Origin of the sequence: Sulfurovum xiamenensis (assembly GCF_030347995.1) — a bacterium.
Classification (GTDB): Bacteria; Campylobacterota; Campylobacteria; order Campylobacterales; family Sulfurovaceae; genus Sulfurovum; species Sulfurovum xiamenensis.
This window is the reverse complement of sequence record NZ_JAQIBC010000004.1, coordinates 1-15,550: the sequence shown is the minus strand read 5'-3', so window position 1 is coordinate 15,550 and position 15,550 is coordinate 1. Positions and strand designations below refer to the sequence as shown.

The 15,550-nt window shown below is 40.9% G+C and carries 19 protein-coding genes; 10 read left to right on the top strand and 9 right to left on the bottom strand.

The genetic code is table 11. The features are described from left to right. Window positions 1–19 precede the first annotated feature (19 nt). From PF327_RS07345 to gspG, 3 genes are read right to left on the bottom strand one after another with little or no spacing between them, the layout of a single operon-like run. Entirely contained in the window at window positions 20–436 is a 417-nt protein-coding gene (locus PF327_RS07345; protein WP_289401947.1) for a hypothetical protein, read from the bottom strand. Continuing rightward, window positions 433–981 carry a prepilin-type N-terminal cleavage/methylation domain-containing protein gene (locus tag PF327_RS07340; RefSeq protein ID WP_289401946.1) on the bottom strand — a complete coding sequence of 183 codons (549 nt, stop codon included), beginning with the start codon at window positions 979–981 and terminating at the stop codon, window positions 433–435. The genes PF327_RS07345 and PF327_RS07340 overlap by 4 nt, the downstream gene beginning before the upstream one ends. A gap of 9 nt (window positions 982–990) precedes the next feature. After that, complete coding sequence (gene gspG, locus PF327_RS07335) at window positions 991–1,422, bottom strand: type II secretion system major pseudopilin GspG (RefSeq protein WP_008245133.1); 432 nt, start codon at window positions 1,420–1,422, stop codon at window positions 991–993. A gap of 73 nt (window positions 1,423–1,495) precedes the next feature. Between gspG and PF327_RS07330 the strand changes: the two genes are divergently transcribed. The 9 genes from PF327_RS07330 (at window position 1,496) to PF327_RS07290 (ending at window position 11,529) form a co-directional block, all read left to right on the top strand. Next, entirely contained in the window at window positions 1,496–2,437 is a 942-nt protein-coding gene (locus tag PF327_RS07330) for a hypothetical protein (RefSeq protein ID WP_289401945.1), read from the top strand. Then, window positions 2,424–3,347 (top strand): hypothetical protein, encoded by a 924-nt coding sequence (locus tag PF327_RS07325; RefSeq protein ID WP_289402048.1) that lies wholly within the window; start codon window positions 2,424–2,426, stop codon window positions 3,345–3,347. The genes PF327_RS07330 and PF327_RS07325 overlap by 14 nt, the downstream gene beginning before the upstream one ends. Next, on the top strand, window positions 3,344–3,745 hold the full coding sequence (locus tag PF327_RS07320) for a hypothetical protein (RefSeq protein ID WP_289401944.1): 402 nt from the start codon (window positions 3,344–3,346) through the stop codon (window positions 3,743–3,745). Before PF327_RS07325 ends, PF327_RS07320 begins: the two co-directional genes overlap by 4 nt. Next, window positions 3,733–4,248 carry a hypothetical protein gene (locus PF327_RS07315; protein ID WP_289401943.1) on the top strand — a complete coding sequence of 172 codons (516 nt, stop codon included), beginning with the start codon at window positions 3,733–3,735 and terminating at the stop codon, window positions 4,246–4,248. The genes PF327_RS07320 and PF327_RS07315 overlap by 13 nt, the downstream gene beginning before the upstream one ends. Continuing rightward, window positions 4,232–5,062 (top strand): PDZ domain-containing protein, encoded by an 831-nt coding sequence (locus PF327_RS07310; RefSeq protein ID WP_289401942.1) that lies wholly within the window; start codon window positions 4,232–4,234, stop codon window positions 5,060–5,062. The genes PF327_RS07315 and PF327_RS07310 overlap by 17 nt, the downstream gene beginning before the upstream one ends. Further along, entirely contained in the window at window positions 5,049–7,034 is a 1,986-nt protein-coding gene (gene gspD / locus PF327_RS07305) for a type II secretion system secretin GspD (protein ID WP_289401941.1), read from the top strand. Before PF327_RS07310 ends, gspD begins: the two co-directional genes overlap by 14 nt. Beyond that, window positions 7,034–8,545: a GspE/PulE family protein gene (locus tag PF327_RS07300; protein ID WP_289401940.1), complete on the top strand. Its 1,512-nt coding sequence runs from the start codon at window positions 7,034–7,036 to the stop codon at window positions 8,543–8,545. Before gspD ends, PF327_RS07300 begins: the two co-directional genes overlap by 1 nt. A gap of 5 nt (window positions 8,546–8,550) precedes the next feature. Further along, window positions 8,551–9,111, top strand: coding sequence for a PulJ/GspJ family protein (locus PF327_RS07295; protein WP_289401939.1), 561 nt, complete (start codon window positions 8,551–8,553; stop codon window positions 9,109–9,111). A gap of 84 nt (window positions 9,112–9,195) precedes the next feature. Continuing rightward, window positions 9,196–11,529, top strand: coding sequence for an ATP-binding protein (locus PF327_RS07290; protein WP_289401937.1), 2,334 nt, complete (start codon window positions 9,196–9,198; stop codon window positions 11,527–11,529). A 55-nt stretch (window positions 11,530–11,584) separates the two neighbouring features. Here PF327_RS07290 and pyrE read toward each other — a convergent pair whose 3' ends face one another. The 3 genes from pyrE to secG all read right to left on the bottom strand — a co-directional run bounded on the left by pyrE (window position 11,585) and on the right by secG (window position 13,259). Further along, window positions 11,585–12,202, bottom strand: a complete 618-nt coding sequence (pyrE, locus tag PF327_RS07285) for an orotate phosphoribosyltransferase (RefSeq protein WP_008245161.1) — start codon at window positions 12,200–12,202, stop codon at window positions 11,585–11,587. Between the two features lie 2 nt (window positions 12,203–12,204). After that, window positions 12,205–12,762 carry a ribosome recycling factor gene (frr, locus tag PF327_RS07280; RefSeq protein ID WP_008245162.1) on the bottom strand — a complete coding sequence of 186 codons (558 nt, stop codon included), beginning with the start codon at window positions 12,760–12,762 and terminating at the stop codon, window positions 12,205–12,207. 155 nt (window positions 12,763–12,917) lie between these two features. Then, window positions 12,918–13,259, bottom strand: a complete 342-nt coding sequence (gene secG / locus PF327_RS07275; RefSeq protein WP_008245163.1) for a preprotein translocase subunit SecG — start codon at window positions 13,257–13,259, stop codon at window positions 12,918–12,920. Between the two features lie 118 nt (window positions 13,260–13,377). On the opposite strand from secG, the gene PF327_RS07270 reads away from it, so the two are divergent. Next, entirely contained in the window at window positions 13,378–14,100 is a 723-nt protein-coding gene (locus PF327_RS07270) for a methyltransferase (RefSeq protein WP_289401936.1), read from the top strand. Here the strand turns inward: PF327_RS07270 and PF327_RS07265 are convergent. The 3 genes from PF327_RS07265 to PF327_RS07255 all read right to left on the bottom strand — a co-directional run bounded on the left by PF327_RS07265 (window position 14,072) and on the right by PF327_RS07255 (window position 15,424). Then, window positions 14,072–14,494, bottom strand: a complete 423-nt coding sequence (locus PF327_RS07265) for a thiamine-phosphate pyrophosphorylase (RefSeq protein ID WP_289401935.1) — start codon at window positions 14,492–14,494, stop codon at window positions 14,072–14,074. The genes PF327_RS07270 and PF327_RS07265 overlap by 29 nt on opposite strands. Beyond that, entirely contained in the window at window positions 14,487–15,173 is a 687-nt protein-coding gene (locus PF327_RS07260; protein WP_008245166.1) for a Bax inhibitor-1/YccA family protein, read from the bottom strand. Before PF327_RS07260 ends, PF327_RS07265 begins: the two co-directional genes overlap by 8 nt. A 71-nt stretch (window positions 15,174–15,244) precedes the next feature. Then, window positions 15,245–15,424: a hypothetical protein gene (locus tag PF327_RS07255; RefSeq protein WP_289401934.1), complete on the bottom strand. Its 180-nt coding sequence runs from the start codon at window positions 15,422–15,424 to the stop codon at window positions 15,245–15,247. Window positions 15,425–15,550 lie beyond the last annotated feature (126 nt).

Sequence of the window (15,550 nt, the reverse complement as noted above, 5' to 3'; positions counted from 1 at the left end):
ATGAAACGGTTTAAACACTTTATTCAAAGCCATCCAATGTAAAAAAATAATAGTTCGAAGAGTGTTTATCTTTCAGTATCACTTCGTTGACAATGGCGGTAGGTCCGCCCTGCTCAGGAAGAGGGGTGATACGGATCTCTTCAGGGATGTATATGTCTCTATGGTTCTTCTTTAAGATCTCACGGCTTTTCAGCTCGTTTATCTTGAATGATCCTGCCAATATATCATAAGCGCTTTTAGTCTCTTTATGTTGCTGAAAAATAGCAGTGTCTAAGTAAAGAGAATCCTGTAAAGCACGTTTGTTCCTCTCCGAAATGTAAATGATCTGTTCTTGATTGTCTGTATGTACTTTGAGCACAGGCACAATAGCAAGTGAAAGAATGATCACAGAGATAAGGATCTCAATAATGGTAAAAGCCGGGCGTAACTGTTTCAATAGAACGCTCCACTGTCGGAAGCTAAAGCAGTGTTTCTCAACCAATACTCTTTTGCCTCTTCGGGAGAAGAAAAGCGTTGGGGCTCTCCAAAAAAAGCAGGAAGGAAATAACTCCCCTCATCATTTTTCAAAATGATCTGGGTAGAGCTACCATTCTTGAAAAAATCCATGATCAGACAAATTTTTTGATCTAGATATCGTCCATATTCGATACGGGTCAGTGCGTCATAACTGTCAATGGTATAGGCTTGGATATTGCTGAGGTCTATAGGACTTGTATACGCCTCAAACGGAGAGGAAACATCCGATCTGAAGTAACAGGAACGGCACTGATTGATACAGAGAAGAGTCCCTTCCCCGCTGAAGAGTTCAGATGAGATGATATTGGATTTAAGGTTAAGGGGGGTGAGCGCCTTTGGCCTTTGTTTCCCTATCTCTACTCCCTCAAAACCAAGAAAGTAGACCATGGAGACAATGAGAATAACGATAAGAAGCTCTAAAAGAGAGAATCCTTTGCTTGCGTTATATCTCTGGATAGTGGGCATAAAAAGAGCTTACTTGTTACATTCACTAAAGAGGATATCTCTATTGCTCTCTTCTCCGCCCTCTTTTCTATCGGCAGCAAAGGAGATGAGCTCGAACTCGTCTCCCTTATTGATATAGATAAAAGGTGTTTTCCACGAGTCTTTAGGCAACTCTTTGAGGTAAGGTTTTGCACGGTAGTTCGGATATTTATCCGGATCGGGATTGCTTAAAAGCGCTTCAAACCCCTCTTCTGTTTCAGGGTAGGTACCGTTATCCAGTTTAAACATGTCGAGTCTTTTGCCCAGATCGTTCATTTTTAAACAGACTGTATCTCTTTTTGCCTCATCCGCAGCATCCATAAGTCCTGGAGCCACAACCGCAACAAGCCCTCCAAGAATAACGATCACGATGAGTAGTTCTATAAGGGAGAAACCGGCTCTAAGTTGCATGTTTTTTTTCATAGATGTCCTTTAGTTTGCTTTGGTATAATATTTTGATCCAATTGTACAAATTTTACTTTAATCGAGCTTTTAGATGGATAAAACCCAGCCTGCCCAACATGATGTCAAGCATAGACAAGGATTTGCCCTTCTGATCACTTTGTCGGTCTTGGCCGTTATCATCGCACTGACCACCGTACTTCTGAGTTATTTTGAGGAGGTCAAACAGGATGCCAGCGATACAAAAGCACTGATACAGGCAGATATATACTATAAAAATATAACAAACATATTTCAAGGGTTTAAAAATAAAAAAACCCTTTTTTCTGTATTATACAGTACGGCATTACCCTTGCAGACGCCAGAAGGTAGGTTTTCTCTGCAACTTCGGTGTGAACCCTTATACAAAGGGGTGAACATCAACTGGCTCGGGTTAGAGAACAGTGCTCAAAAAACAGCATATATTTCCGTAGCACAAGAACTCTTTGAATCCATTGCCCAGGACTACAATATCCAAGATCCTGGAAGATTGCAGGAGATGCTGCTTGAAGAGATAGGTGGGGAAAATAGATGGGTACAAAAAGAGCAAAGCAGGCTTCACCAAAAAAAGGGTATTATATCTTACAAGCAGTTCTCAGAGATCATCGACCGTTACCAGTTTGAGGTAGATGATCCTGAGATAGGGTCTGTTCCATGGAAAAAATATTTTAGTTTTTCTCCGGAGGCAGATAAAGTAGATGCCCAATATAGTTCCCCAGAACTACTCGCTTACCTGTTTGATATGGATTTATCAACGGTGGAAGAGTGGACGTCGCTTGAAGAGTTGACATCGCTTGTGGATAAAGGCACGCTGGAAAACTTTATACGTGAGAATGGCGGAGACTATGAGAAAAGAAAAAGCATTCTTGCAGGTGAAACATTCCTAGAAGCGGCAGAATGCTCTGTACGTTATGCGGTGGCGGATAATCAGTATGGATTTAGATTTGAATATATTCAGGGAGAGGCAAAATATTTTGAATTTTATGGGAAACAATAAAGAGTTACTGCTTATACATCCTTCTATGAAACCTGTATCGTTGACAGAGGCGGTAAATGTTATGTTGCCACCACAGTTCTACACGCTTAAAAAAGAAGTATTGCCCCTCCGTTACGCCTATCAGGCAAAGAAGATCGCACCATCGTTGTTTGACGGCCTGCTTGAAGGAGGTGATTATGAGTATATGGTATGGAAAGAGGATGAAGCGTGGGTCTTCCTCGCTTATGATATACAGAAGATCACAACATTTTTGGAGAGTAAAGGCTTTGCCTTGGAGCACGTTTCCAAACTCTTTTTTGCCCAACAATCCGTTGATCTTTTCGATAAACCGATTTTGTTTGGAGAAGATGATGCATTGGTCTCTTTGGACGGTATGGTTGTGGTCGTTCCAAGGGGGGCGCTTTCAGATGAGGATGGCCCTTCACCGGTCTTCGACAATCATTTTACGCCTAAAAAAGGTATCGTACTTTCCGGTGCATACGGTTCAGTACTGAGCCTGAAACAAGCATCGATGCTTTCAGCAATTTTTATACTTTTTGCATTAATGTTCTTTGTTGAAGGTAGTCGCTACAGCGATGATTCCAAAGCAGGAGAGGCCAAGATACAAGAACTACTTTCATCCTATCCGGCTCTTCAGAGTACCTATACACGAGAGAGCATTATGACCAAATATAAAGCGATCGATACAACGGAACGAAAAAAACGTGAGCTTGTTAAAATGGTATCAGGAATGATCTTTAAAGGCGTGACACTCTCTGCATTAGAGATAGATACCAAGAGCTACAAAATACATTTTACCTGTAAAGATGCCCAGGTTGTAAAACGTCTCAACCAGTTGGCAGCAAAGAACAAACTGAAAACTTCAGCCATTTCAGGAAGTCATGACTTGAAGATAGAAGGTACACTATGACCTGGCAAAGATATCAGAATGAGTTGATCGCACTAATTGCATTTGTCTTCATGTTGGGGGCCTATGGGTATAAAACGGCACAGGTTTCTTCACAGGGCCAAAGTCTTGCTACGGCAAAACACGCTGTAGAAGAGGTCCAAGAGGTCATCTCTTTGAAGAAGATATGGGACGATACAAGAACCGGAAAAAAAGTAGAGAGGCTTCAGACGCTCGTTCCCTCTTCCAAGGTAACATGGAGCAGTCAAAACAAAAAGGTGACAGCAAGCTATAAAAATTTAACGGCGACAGAGTTAAATGCTTTAGTGACAAAGATCTTAAATGTTCCGGTAGAGATACAGAAACTTAAGATACAAAAAGTAGCTTCATCTTACAATGTGGAGTTTAAATGCAAATGGTAAAAAAGAGTGGTATTGTATTGATAGTAGCCTGGTTTGCCATAATTGTACTAATGCCCAAGCAGGAGTTTTATTATAAACTCGAAGAAGAGCTTGACAAACAGGAGATAGAACTTAATGAAGAGAAAATCGATGAAGGGTTGTTCTCTTTGAAGCTGCATCAGGTCACCGTGTATGTTAAAGGTATCCCTGTGGCGACCATCGATGAGGTGGCTCTGTGTACATTACTTCTCTATAGCAGCGTGGAGCTACAGGAGCTGCATGTGGATGACTCTTTAAAAAGAATGCTGCCACAGGATACGAAACAAGCACTGTTCTCGCACTCTATCCTCTCTCCACTGAAGATCTCTGTAGATGCAGAGGGGTCTTTTGGTGGGATGACGGGTAGCATTGATCTTGGTGAACGTCAAGTACATTTGGATTTTAATGAGAGCAAGAACATAGAGATGTTAAAGCCTCAGTTGAAACAAAGTGAAAAAGGATGGGTCTATGAAACATCTTTTTAAACCTGAAGTAGCGAAAGGGATCTGGACACTCTTGATCTTACTGCTAGTGATCAAAATGTCCTGGTTCGTGGTTGAATTGTTATGGTTACCGACCATGGGAGTAGATCACAGTAAAGAGAGTAGAGCCAAAGCACTTTACTATAGGGTTAAGTTAAGCCCCAATGACGGAGCGGTACCTACGACGAAGAGACCTGTACAAACTGCGGGGAGTATTCAGGATATCAAACTTTTGGCTATTTATAATGCCTCCGATGTCACTGTTGTGACAGTAGAATACAAACGTGCAACAAAAGTGCTTGCCAAAGGTGAAACGATCAATGGATTTGTCCTCGAAGGGGCAGGGAGCAACTATGCGACTTTCAGTAAAGATGCAAAAACCTATCAGATCGATTTGATCGTCAGTAGAAAAGGTGAAGGGAGCATCAAAAGTGCCCAGACTTCTGCAGCTTCAGCTCCTTCTGCAGATCAAGTTCAAGGCGAAGTGATAGATGCGGGGGATCACAAGATCGTAGATCGCTCACTACTGGATCATTATGCAAAAAATATGGATGATATTTATAAGAACATTGGTATCAAGGAGATCAAAAAAGGTAAAGATCTGGAAGGTTTTAGCATCTCCTTTATTAGAAAAGGATCACCTTTTGCAAAACTTGGGCTTCAAAGAGGTGATGTCATCAAAGCTGTAAACGGTCAAAAGATAGACAGCTATAATGCTGCATTTGATGTGTATAAAAATATTTCCAATATCAATAACATGACATTGGTCATTCAAAGAGGTAAAGAAGAAATGGAGTTAGAATATGAAGTTAACTAAAATTGTATTGAGTATATTGTTGGTATTGTCTGTAGGATCATATGCGGAAGAAGAGACGGTAGACGTGAACTTCCGCGACCTTAGTGTCAAAGACTTCATTGAAATGGTTTCCAAGATTACACAAAAGAATATTTTGATCGAAGCTGAGCCTACAGGAAAGATCAACTTCGTCTCCACCAAGCCTATTAAAAAAAGTGCACTCTTCTCTTTGGCAAACTCTATACTCGGAGGCAAAGGTCTAACGATCATAGACCAGGGTGAGTATTATAAGGTGGTAAAAGGTACTGATGCAGCAGGAGAGGGGCTGGAAGTAAGCAGTTCTATCAAGGGTGAGACAATGAAAACGGTCATGTTCCCGTTAAGGAACACCAATGCAGCTGTACTTCGTGCGAAGATCAAGCCACTTTTGGACAGAAGTGCAAAAGTGATCTCTTTTAAAGAAAATAATGTCTTGGCCATTACTGCAACCCCAAGAGTATTGGAATCCATTGCTAAAGTGATCAATGCTGTCGAGATAACAGGTGAAAAAAAATCGGTGGTGATCAAACTGAAAAACGCTAGTGTGAGAGACGTGTATGCCAATGCGCAGAATATGGCAAAGAAAATTTTCCCTCAGACCATTGAGAGTGAAACAGTCGATATATTTAAAGATGATGCGACCAATTCGATTATTCTGGTAGGGCAACCAAAGAATAATAATCGTATGATCAAGTATATCAAACAGCTCGATATTCAAGGTGAGAGTACCACACAGAAGATGTATGTCATCAGACTCAAGAACTCCAATGTTGAAGAGATGGAGAAGATCATGAGTAAACTCATCTCCCAGATGAACAATGTGGCGATGAAAACACCTGCAAAAGGTGCAGAACCGCCAAGTAAGGCTATGGTTGTTTCGGATATTGAAAGAAATGCACTGGTCTTGCTTGCAACGGCGGAACAGATGAAAAACATCAGAGATACGATAAAAAGGATCGATATCCCTAAAGTGCAGGTATATGTCAAAGCGAAGATCGTTGAGGTGGATAGCAATATGGCGCAACAGGTAGGATTCAAATACGGATTTAATGGCGGGGCTATCACTTCCAACGGTCTCTATACACTGGCAGGAAATATGGGAGCTTCTGCACTGCAGATCTCTCCCGCACTGTTGAGCTTTTTGAATGCAAATACAAACAACTTTGAAGGGTTTGATACGAATGGTAATCCGATCTACTCTAATGACCCTGCTTTCTCATTTGATGCAGTAGATAAGGTCTTTGCCTTGGGTGCTACGCTTGACCTTCTGGAAAACAATGGTGCTGCACGTATCTTGAGTGAACCTTCTGTGCTTTGTACCAACAATAAAGAAGCTGAGATCTACGTAGGTCAAACGATGTCCATCTTGACCCAGGCACAGCAATCCACGACAGGTGTCTCCAATGTAGTCAACAACTATTCAAGAGAGGACATCGGTCTGAGCCTCAAAGTAAAACCAAGACTCTCGAGTAACAATAAAGTGACCTTGGAGGTAGAGACAGTACTGGAAGATATTGATCCGTCTTCGGCACAAATGGCAGACAGACCAACGACCACAAAAAGAACCGTGAAGACCAATGCGATCGTGAACAATGGTGAGATGATCATTCTGGGTGGATTGATCAAAAGAACGGGTGGGAAAGGGGTATCTAAAGTACCACTCCTGGGGGATATCCCTATCTTGGGAGAGTTGTTCAAGAATACTTCAGATATAGAACAGGAACAGAATGTAGTGATCTATCTCACCCCTTATATCGTGAGAGAAAGTGGTGACCTTCAAAAGTTGAAAAGTATGTTGGCTGAACTCGAAGAGGTCCAGGGCAGATATAATACTTTCTTCAATGAAGCACTGGAGGAAAAAACAGGTATTCCTGCAGAAGACGCAATTGTTCCAGCAAGCAGAAGGATCCAGAGAAAACCTAAAAGCAATTTAAGTATCTTAGAGGAAGCATGATGCATTTCCCTCGCCTTCAGGATGTAAACCTTGACCCTCTTTGGGAAGAAGAGATAAACCACAAGCTGGCACTCAAGCACTCTTTGCTTTTCTCTATGGTCGATGATGTCAAAACATGCATCGTCGAGGAAAAGACATTGGGAGATGCACTGAACTATCTCTCAAAACTCTCGTTGGATTATCCGATCACTATTATAGATGCTGAGAGCTTTGAACGTTTAAAAAATAAATTTTTGGAGATACAGACAGGATCAGATTTTGAAGAGATGGGAACCACCTCAGAGGAGCTCATTGAAGTGGAATCTGATCTGCTTGAGTTTATTCGTAACTCTCAGGATCTGCTTTCAAGCGAAGAGTCAGCACCTATTATCAAACTGGTCAATTCACTCTTTTTCCAAGCACTACAAAAAGGGGCAAGTGATATTCACATTGAGAGTGGGGAGAAGAAGGGTGAAGTACGTTTACGTATAGATGGTGCACTTAAAAAACATTTAGATCTTGATAAGAGTATTGTGAACCTGGTCATTAACCGTATCAAAGTTATATCAAACCTGGATATCTCTGAGAAAAGGGTACCTCAGGATGGACGTACACAGTTGGCGATCTCCGGGAAAAGCATTGATGTAAGGGTTTCCATACTTCCTACCTATCATGGTGAAAGGGTCGTGATGAGGATCCTTGCACAAACAGAGCATATCCCGACACTTGAATCTTTGGGTTTTGTGGATGAGATCACGAAGGATCTCTATAGACTGCTTAACCATGCACACGGTATGATACTGGTAACTGGTCCTACAGGTTCAGGTAAATCAACCACACTGCATGCCTGTCTTCAGCATGTCTCCACACCGGACAAGAATATCATTACCGTAGAAGATCCCGTAGAGTACAATGCCGATAACATCTCCCAGATACAGGTAAACAGTAAAGTAGGACTTACCTTTGCAGCAGGGTTACGTTCGATTTTGAGACAAGATCCGGATATTATCATGGTAGGTGAGATACGTGATAATGAAACAGCAGAGATTGCGTTACGTTCGGCATTGACAGGACATCTGCTTCTCTCTACTCTTCATACCAATGATGCTACATCAGCCCTAAGTCGTTTGATGGATATGGGCATACCGAACTTTCTTGTCTCTTCTACGCTGTTGGGTGTATTGGCCCAAAGGCTTACACGTAAACTCTGTGTGCACTGTAAAGAGGAGACAAGGCTTGCTCCGGCAACTGCACAGGAGATAGGTGTGCCTGAAGAGAAGATCTTTTTTAAAGCCGTCGGGTGTAAAGCGTGTGATTTTACAGGTTATAAAGGCAGACAGGCCATTGGAGAACTTTTTATTATCGATGACAAGGTCAAACAGATGATGAAAGATGATTTTAATGATCATCAAATAAGAGAAGCGATGAAAAAAGAGGGGATGAAAACCATTGCCGATAAACTTAAAGTGATGATGTTAGAGGGACAAACCAGCTATGAAGAAGCGATCCGTGTCGGACTGATGGACGGCTAGGGTACATGACTAACCGTAAAGCATTCACCCTTTTAGAAGTACTCATCTCTATCGCCCTTATGGGTATCGTGATCGTAGCTCTTTTTTCTTCTGTAGATATGATGCAGGACTCCAATCAACAACTTGCCCAATACTTGGAAAAGTCTAAAAAAACCACCAATATCACCAAAGTGCTGTATATGGATATGATAGACTCTGATGGTAATATCACGATAACAAAAGATGAATTCAGTCGAGTCTGCATCGGGGAGACACGAAATTCACTCTATGCGTTACCTTCGGCAAAAGTCTGTTGGATCGTGCTCAAAAAAGAGAATACACTGGCACGGATCGAAGGGAATGGATATCATTTACCTCTACGCTTGGAAGAACGCGTTGAAATTGATCCTGTTATGACGGCGATAGAGGTCTTTGATCTCTACCATGAAAAAGACAAGATCCTGGTATTGATACAGCAACAAGGAAAAGAGCCCATCAGTTTTATGTTGCAAGGCATTGTCAAGCCTGAGAAAAAGAAAGCACCTATAGACAAAAATGCAACGACAATTCCCCCAACACCTCTATAGTATCTGCCTTTCTCCTCTACAGAATAATCAAACGAACTTTCGCTAAAATAGACTCTATCTATTTTTAACATGGAGGATCAGGGTATGGAAGAGATCTATGAAAAGTTAGGACTGTTTTATCTGGGTAAAGAGATAGACAAGCAAAGTATGGAAGCTACAGAAGCCCTTACCCTGCTTAAAAACAAAAACTTTACCACCCATGCAGCGATTATAGGAATGACGGGCTCAGGTAAGACCGGACTGGGTGTAAGTATCATAGAAGAAGCTGTCATAGACAATATTCCTTCCATTATCATAGATCCAAAGGGAGATATGGGAGACCTATGTCTTACCGATCCAAGTTTTTCTCCTGCCTCTTTTGAACCTTGGGTGGCAGAGGAAGCAAAGTCCAAAGATACCGATCTCCATACGTATGCCAAGAAAGTAAGCAGCGATTGGAAAGAGGGGATAGAGAGTTGGGGACAGAGTGTCGAGCGGGTACAAAAGTTCCATGATGTGAAAAAAACCATTTATACACCTGGCAGCTCAGCCGGTGTCTCTTTGAATATCATGAGTTCTCTGGAAGTACCTCCAGTGCAGATATTCGAAGAGAGCGATGCCTTTGCCTCCTATTTAAAAAGTACTACTACATCATTGCTCTCTTTGGTAGGTATCCATGCGGACCCTTTAGAGTCAAAAGAGTATATCCTGCTTGCACAGATCATCACAAACTCATGGTTGGCAGGAGAAGACCTAAGTATAGAAGGCATCATAGGAAAGATACTCAACCCTTCGTTTAAGAAGATAGGGGTGTTGTCTCTGGATGATGTTTATCCGCAAAGTGACCGTTTTATATTGGCCAGTAAATTCAATGCATTGCTTGCAAGTCCAAGCTTTTCACTTTGGCTGCAGGGAGAGAGTTTGGATATTCAAAAACTTTTGTATGATGAAAACGGCAAAGCCAAAGTAGCCATTTTCTCTATCTCCCACCTCAATGACGATGAGCGCATGTTCTTTGTCACTTTGCTGCTCAATAAATACATTGCATGGATGCGTCTTCAAAGCGGTACCTCTGCGCTTAAAACACTCCTCTATATGGATGAGATATTCGGGTTTTTCCCTCCTACCAGAAACCCGCCAAGTAAAGAGCCTATGCTGCTTCTGCTCAAGCAGGCAAGGGCTTTTGGTGTAGGTGTGGTGTTGAGTACGCAAAATCCTGTAGACTTGGATTATAAAGGGCTTTCGAACATAGGTACATGGTTCATTGGAAGATTACAAACAATACAGGATATAGAGAGAGTCATCGACGGACTTGGAGGAAAAGTAGGTTCAAACTTTGAGAAAAAAGAGATTAAGAACCTATTGAGCAATCTGAAAAAAAGAACTTTTTTCCTTAAAAGTGCACACCTGGATGATATAAGGCTCTTTGGTACGCGCTGGGTGATGAGTTATCTTAAAGGACCACTCAAAAGAGATGAGATCTCCATGCTTATGAGAGAGCAAAAACCGATGCAGAATAGCGAAGCAAAAAGTGTAGAAAGAATGGTCCAAAAACCCTCTAAGCTGGAAAGTTATCAAACGATTGATGCATCCATACCTCAATACTACGAACCGGACATAGCCATACAAAATACATTTACTCCTACCTTGGGAGCCAAAGTGAAAATACACTTTTATCAACAACGAAAAGGTATCGATTACGAGAGAATGATCGAACTTTATGTAGCATTGGATGAAAAGCAGCAGCACATTGCATGGGAAGAGGCGGTAGAAGAAGCACTTGGATTTGACAGATTTCCTCATACCGCTCCTTCAAATGCGAAGTTCCATCCTCTTCCTGATATTGTTTTAGAAGATAAGAGATTGGCAAAAGCAGTGAGAGAACTGAAAGAGACCCTTTACCGCCAGCATAACTTGGAACTGCTACGTTGTCTCTCTCCTAGGCTGGAATCAAAGGTAGATGAATCACGTACTGATTTCATGGTTCGTTTGCAAGATGAACTGAATGATAAACAAGAGATGGAGATAGAAAAGCTTCAAATACGTTATGATAAAAAAGAGAAAACGCTTCTGGATAGACTCTCCCGTGCTAAAGATCGGGTTGAAAAAGAGGTATCAGACTCTACAGGATCCATGATAGAAGCAGGGATCGCTGTCCTTGGCGCCCTGTTTGGACGATCTACGCCAACAAAGATAGGCCGTGCTGTAAGTAAAGGAAGCAAGATCCTTAAAGAGCGTGGAGAGATGAGCAGGGCTGAAGAGCGTATGGTAATTATAGAAGAGGAGATAGAAGCGCTTGAGGTTGAACTGGAAGACAAAATAGACGAATTACAGGAAAAATACAATGTGGACAATTGTGAGATAGAAACATTTACCGTCAAGCCAAGAAAGAGCGATATAGATGTGGAGATCTGTGCAGTGGTTTGGAGAGTGATCTAAAGATTCAGAAGGAGAGCACTAAAATAAGTAAAGCTTACTTTAGTACTTGAGTGGTTTACCCTTTACTCCCCGGTTTAATAGCGGTACTTCCTTCTTTACACATAGGACACTCTTCTGGAGTGAACATTTCAAAAGTAAAGTCATCCAGTGCAAAGAACGGCACATCATTTGGGAGACTGCACTCTTCTTTTGCCTCGCTGTCACTGCCTACACGTTTACAAAAACCTCTGTTTGCCAGTGATGCGAAGGCAACAACTTCTCCTCCCAGTGCTTCGATGGCTTTTGCTGCCTTCAGGGCAGAACCGCCAGTCGTGATAATATCTTCACAAATGATGATCTTCTCACCCTTCGCTACTTCAAACCCACGACGTAGTTCCATGCCTCCCTCTTTCTTCTCAACAAAGATAGAACGTACATCCAGTGAACGTGCAAGTTCATAACCGGCAAGTACACCGCCTAAAGCAGGTGCACACACAGTATCTACTTCAATACCATGTGATCGGATCATTTCTGCCAGGGCATCGGTAAGCAAAGAAGCCTTCTTAGGATATTCAAGGACTTTGGCACTTTGAAGATATCTATTTGAGTGATTGCCACTTGCTAGGAGAAAGTGCCCTTCAAGCAGAGCATTTGCCTCTTTATATGCTTTTTCTACATCATAGGATTTTTGCATAGTTAAACCTTAAGGATATCAGCTTCTTTAGCTTTGAATGTTTCGTCTACTTTTGCAATGTATTCATCTGTGATCTTTTGGATCTGATCTTGTGCTTTTTTAGATTCATCTTCACTTAGCTCTTTGTCTTTCTCCAGTTTTTTGATCTTGTCATTACCATCTTTTCTGACATTTCTGACAGCAATTTTTGCATGTTCAACCATACCTTTGGCTTGTTTCACGATCTCTTGTCTCTGTTCACTTGTCATAGGTGGGAAAAAGAGTTTGATGAAGTCTCCATCATTGTTTGGATTTACACCGATATTTGCTTCCTGGATCGCTTTTTCGATCACAGGAAGAAGCGTTTTTTCCCAAGGGGTAATACTGATCGTTGTCGCATCTGTTGCGATTACACTTCCTACTTGGTTTAATGCGGTCATGGTTCCATAGTAATCCACTTTAATGTTATCTACGATACCCGTAGTAACTTTCCCTGTTCTTAGTGAAGCAAAGTCTCTTTTAAGGGCTTCAATGCTCTTTTGCATATTCTCTTTTGTTTGTTCAAAAATCTCATTTACCATAACTATCTCCTTATTGTATCTTCTGATAAATACCTAGAATCTCATCAGAAGGTTCAGCTATTATTTAGGGAAATTTTACCCTTTTTTACCTTGTTATGTATTTAGATAGTATGGTAGGAGGAGTATATAAAGAAGGAAAACTTCTTTATATATGCTTAGTTTGCAGTTGGTGCAGCAGGTGCTGAAGGTGTAGTATTTTCCGATGTTGTTGGTACTGCTGGTACAGCGGCATTATTTGCAGGAACGATAGTGTCTGCAACAGATGCTGTAGTTTCGGTAGTGTACAGGTATCCCAATACTAACGTATTCACGATAAATGCAAATGCAAGTGTAAAAGTAAGTTTTGCAAGAAAACCAGTAGGTCCTTTTGCTCCAAATACAGACTCATTACTTCCACTGTATGCGCCAAGACCTATGCTTGAACTTTTTTGCAGAAGTACTGCAATGGTGATCGCTATTGCAAGTATGATTTGTACGATTAAAAGTGTTGATGTCATCTATGCCTCTTTATATGATTGGATAGCCCATTAAATTTGGGTATAATTTCGGCGATTATACCCAAAAAAGTTTGAAATGGTGATGAAGTCCATCATTTCATGGCAAAGGAGAGAAGCCGTGTCTACTGTTATTCAAGAGTTTTCTCGTTTTGCACATGAGTATGATACCTATAATGTCATTCAGGCAGAGGTTGCCAAAGCATTGGTAGAACAACTTCCTTCCGCACATTATGTGACACTTATAGATATCGGTTGTGGCAGTGGGGAAGTCTATAAGAACTTAGTGAAACATGATCTTTCATTTGATCAACTTCTTGTGTTGGATTCTTCTCCAGAGATGCTGGAGATACACCCCTCTTCAAAGAAGATCAAAAAAATATGTGCAGATTTCAACAAGTTTAAGACATTTGAGAACCTTTCATTCTCACCAGGGAATCTTATCCTATCCTCTTCCGCTTTGCAATGGAGTGAAGATCTGGATTTCACACTCTCTGAGATCTCAAAAAAGGCACCCCATGCCTATTTTGCTATTTTCACCTCCAATACGTTTAAGACCTTGCATGAAACAGCCCAGATCATTTCACCTATTTACTCTGAAGCGGTATTGAGAGAGACGATCACAAAATACTATGATGCTACATTTGAAGTAAAAAAATATAAACTTCACTTTGAGAGCGTACGTGAAATGTTCAATTATATTAAAAAAAGTGGTGTCAGCGGAGGAGAAAAACAACTGTGCTACAGAGAGACAAAGCAGCTTATGAAAAGCTATCCTTTGGATTATCTGGAGTTTGAAGTTTTATTCGTGAAGGCTACTTCTTTGGTTCGGCCTTTTGTATAAAGAAGGATTTTTCTACCGCATACAAGCCATAGCGAACCTCTTTGAAAAGTTCCGACAATGGTTGGTCTACCAGTTTAAAACTCTCTTCTAGGACACGAGCAGACTCTTGGGCTCTTGAAAAGTTTGCTATGATCAAGTCATTGATACTGCTGCGTGATAATTCAGAAGTAATACTCTCTTTTTGTACATCATTTTCTATATCTCTGTATTGTAAACGATTTTGGTCATAGGCAGATTGAAGTTTATGTCGCAAATGTTTAAGTTCAGAAGTTAAAGATTTATTATCGTAGATATAACGATTGATATCTTCTATCACCCGTATACCCTCTTTAAGGCGGTTAAGATTGGCATCGATAAGACGCGCAATCTTTTCTGAAGTCTCTTCTCTAGTCATCGCTTCCGAAGATTCCAAGAAGCTGGAGGAGTGCTGTAAACATATTCAGGAAGTCCAGGTAAAGTGATACAGCTGCATCTACCGGCGAATCATAAGCACCATTTGCTATGTTCTGAGTATCATAGATCGTAAAGATACTGAATAAAAGCAAGATACCTGCAGTGATGATCACATGCATCATAGGACTTTGAAGTATAAACATATTGACCAATGATGCGATGATCACGACTATCAGAGTAATGAAAAGCGGTTTGCCCCAGCTTGAGTAATCTGTTTTACTGTTAATTGCAAACAGACTCAACGCACCAAAAAGAACAGAGGTCATAAGGAAAGCATTTCCTATCACCGCACCATTTCCTGCACCGATAAGTGAAGCCAAAAGCGGTACAAGTGATACACCTGTTAAAAAAGTGAAGAGGAACAACATTGCCAAGTTAAGCCCTGCTTTTCCTCTTGTCATATTAAGTCCAAAGAACAGTATTAGAAGTTCAGCACCAAAAATGAACCACTTGTATTGCATGATCGTTTCAGCATAAGGCATCGTTGCATATGCTCCTGCAGCAGCTGCGATCATACTCGCAGCCAAGAGTTGATACGTTTGCTTCATAAAGCTTACCGATGCACCTTCTTGAACATAGCCAGCTTCTGCTGATGTGTAGTCTCTATTATATAAAGCCATAGTATTCCTTCAATTGTAAATTTAATGAAAAGTATAATCGACAGAGATTAATCTAAGGTTAATAACGGAATTTACTCTTTTTCTCTTTGCTCTTGTAACTTTTTGTACTCGTCCTGTGCCGCCTCAGCCTCCGTTTTAGTACTTTCTAGCTGAGTAATGCTTTTTTCTTCTGCACTTGAGGTAGGTACTTCAGCCGTATCCATGCATGCAGATAAAAAGAATAGAGTAGAGAGTAGAAAAAGTAGACGCATTGAATATTCCTTGAGTGTTAACTGGTCTAGGATTATAAAATACTATAGATAAATATTAGGCACAGAGTGTTAATTTTATATATATTTATGTAAGCAAAAAAATTTTTTCAAAAAAAATCGTATAAA

Bases quoted from the DNA above. Each gene is read 5' to 3' on its own strand.
- PF327_RS07315 (WP_289401943.1), top strand. From the start codon at position 3,733: ATGCAAATGGTAAAAAAGAGTGGTATTGTATTGATAGTAGCCTGGTTT.
- PF327_RS07320 (WP_289401944.1), top strand. From the start codon at position 3,344: ATGACCTGGCAAAGATATCAGAATGAGTTGATCGCACTAATTGCATTT.
- secG (WP_008245163.1), bottom strand. From the start codon at position 13,259: ATGACATCAACACTTTTAATCGTACAAATCATACTTGCAATAGCGATC.
- gspD (WP_289401941.1), top strand. From the start codon at position 5,049: ATGAAGTTAACTAAAATTGTATTGAGTATATTGTTGGTATTGTCTGTA.
- PF327_RS07290 (WP_289401937.1), top strand. From the start codon at position 9,196: ATGGAAGAGATCTATGAAAAGTTAGGACTGTTTTATCTGGGTAAAGAG.
- PF327_RS07325 (WP_289402048.1), top strand. From the start codon at position 2,424: ATGGGAAACAATAAAGAGTTACTGCTTATACATCCTTCTATGAAACCT.
- PF327_RS07330 (WP_289401945.1), top strand. From the start codon at position 1,496: ATGGATAAAACCCAGCCTGCCCAACATGATGTCAAGCATAGACAAGGA.
- PF327_RS07255 (WP_289401934.1), bottom strand. From the start codon at position 15,424: ATGCGTCTACTTTTTCTACTCTCTACTCTATTCTTTTTATCTGCATGC.
- PF327_RS07340 (WP_289401946.1), bottom strand. From the start codon at position 981: ATGCCCACTATCCAGAGATATAACGCAAGCAAAGGATTCTCTCTTTTA.
- PF327_RS07310 (WP_289401942.1), top strand. From the start codon at position 4,232: ATGAAACATCTTTTTAAACCTGAAGTAGCGAAAGGGATCTGGACACTC.
- pyrE (WP_008245161.1), bottom strand. From the start codon at position 12,202: ATGCAAAAATCCTATGATGTAGAAAAAGCATATAAAGAGGCAAATGCT.
- PF327_RS07260 (WP_008245166.1), bottom strand. From the start codon at position 15,173: ATGGCTTTATATAATAGAGACTACACATCAGCAGAAGCTGGCTATGTT.
- frr (WP_008245162.1), bottom strand. From the start codon at position 12,762: ATGGTAAATGAGATTTTTGAACAAACAAAAGAGAATATGCAAAAGAGC.
- PF327_RS07300 (WP_289401940.1), top strand. From the start codon at position 7,034: ATGCATTTCCCTCGCCTTCAGGATGTAAACCTTGACCCTCTTTGGGAA.
- PF327_RS07265 (WP_289401935.1), bottom strand. From the start codon at position 14,494: ATGACTAGAGAAGAGACTTCAGAAAAGATTGCGCGTCTTATCGATGCC.
- gspG (WP_008245133.1), bottom strand. From the start codon at position 1,422: ATGAAAAAAAACATGCAACTTAGAGCCGGTTTCTCCCTTATAGAACTA.
- PF327_RS07295 (WP_289401939.1), top strand. From the start codon at position 8,551: ATGACTAACCGTAAAGCATTCACCCTTTTAGAAGTACTCATCTCTATC.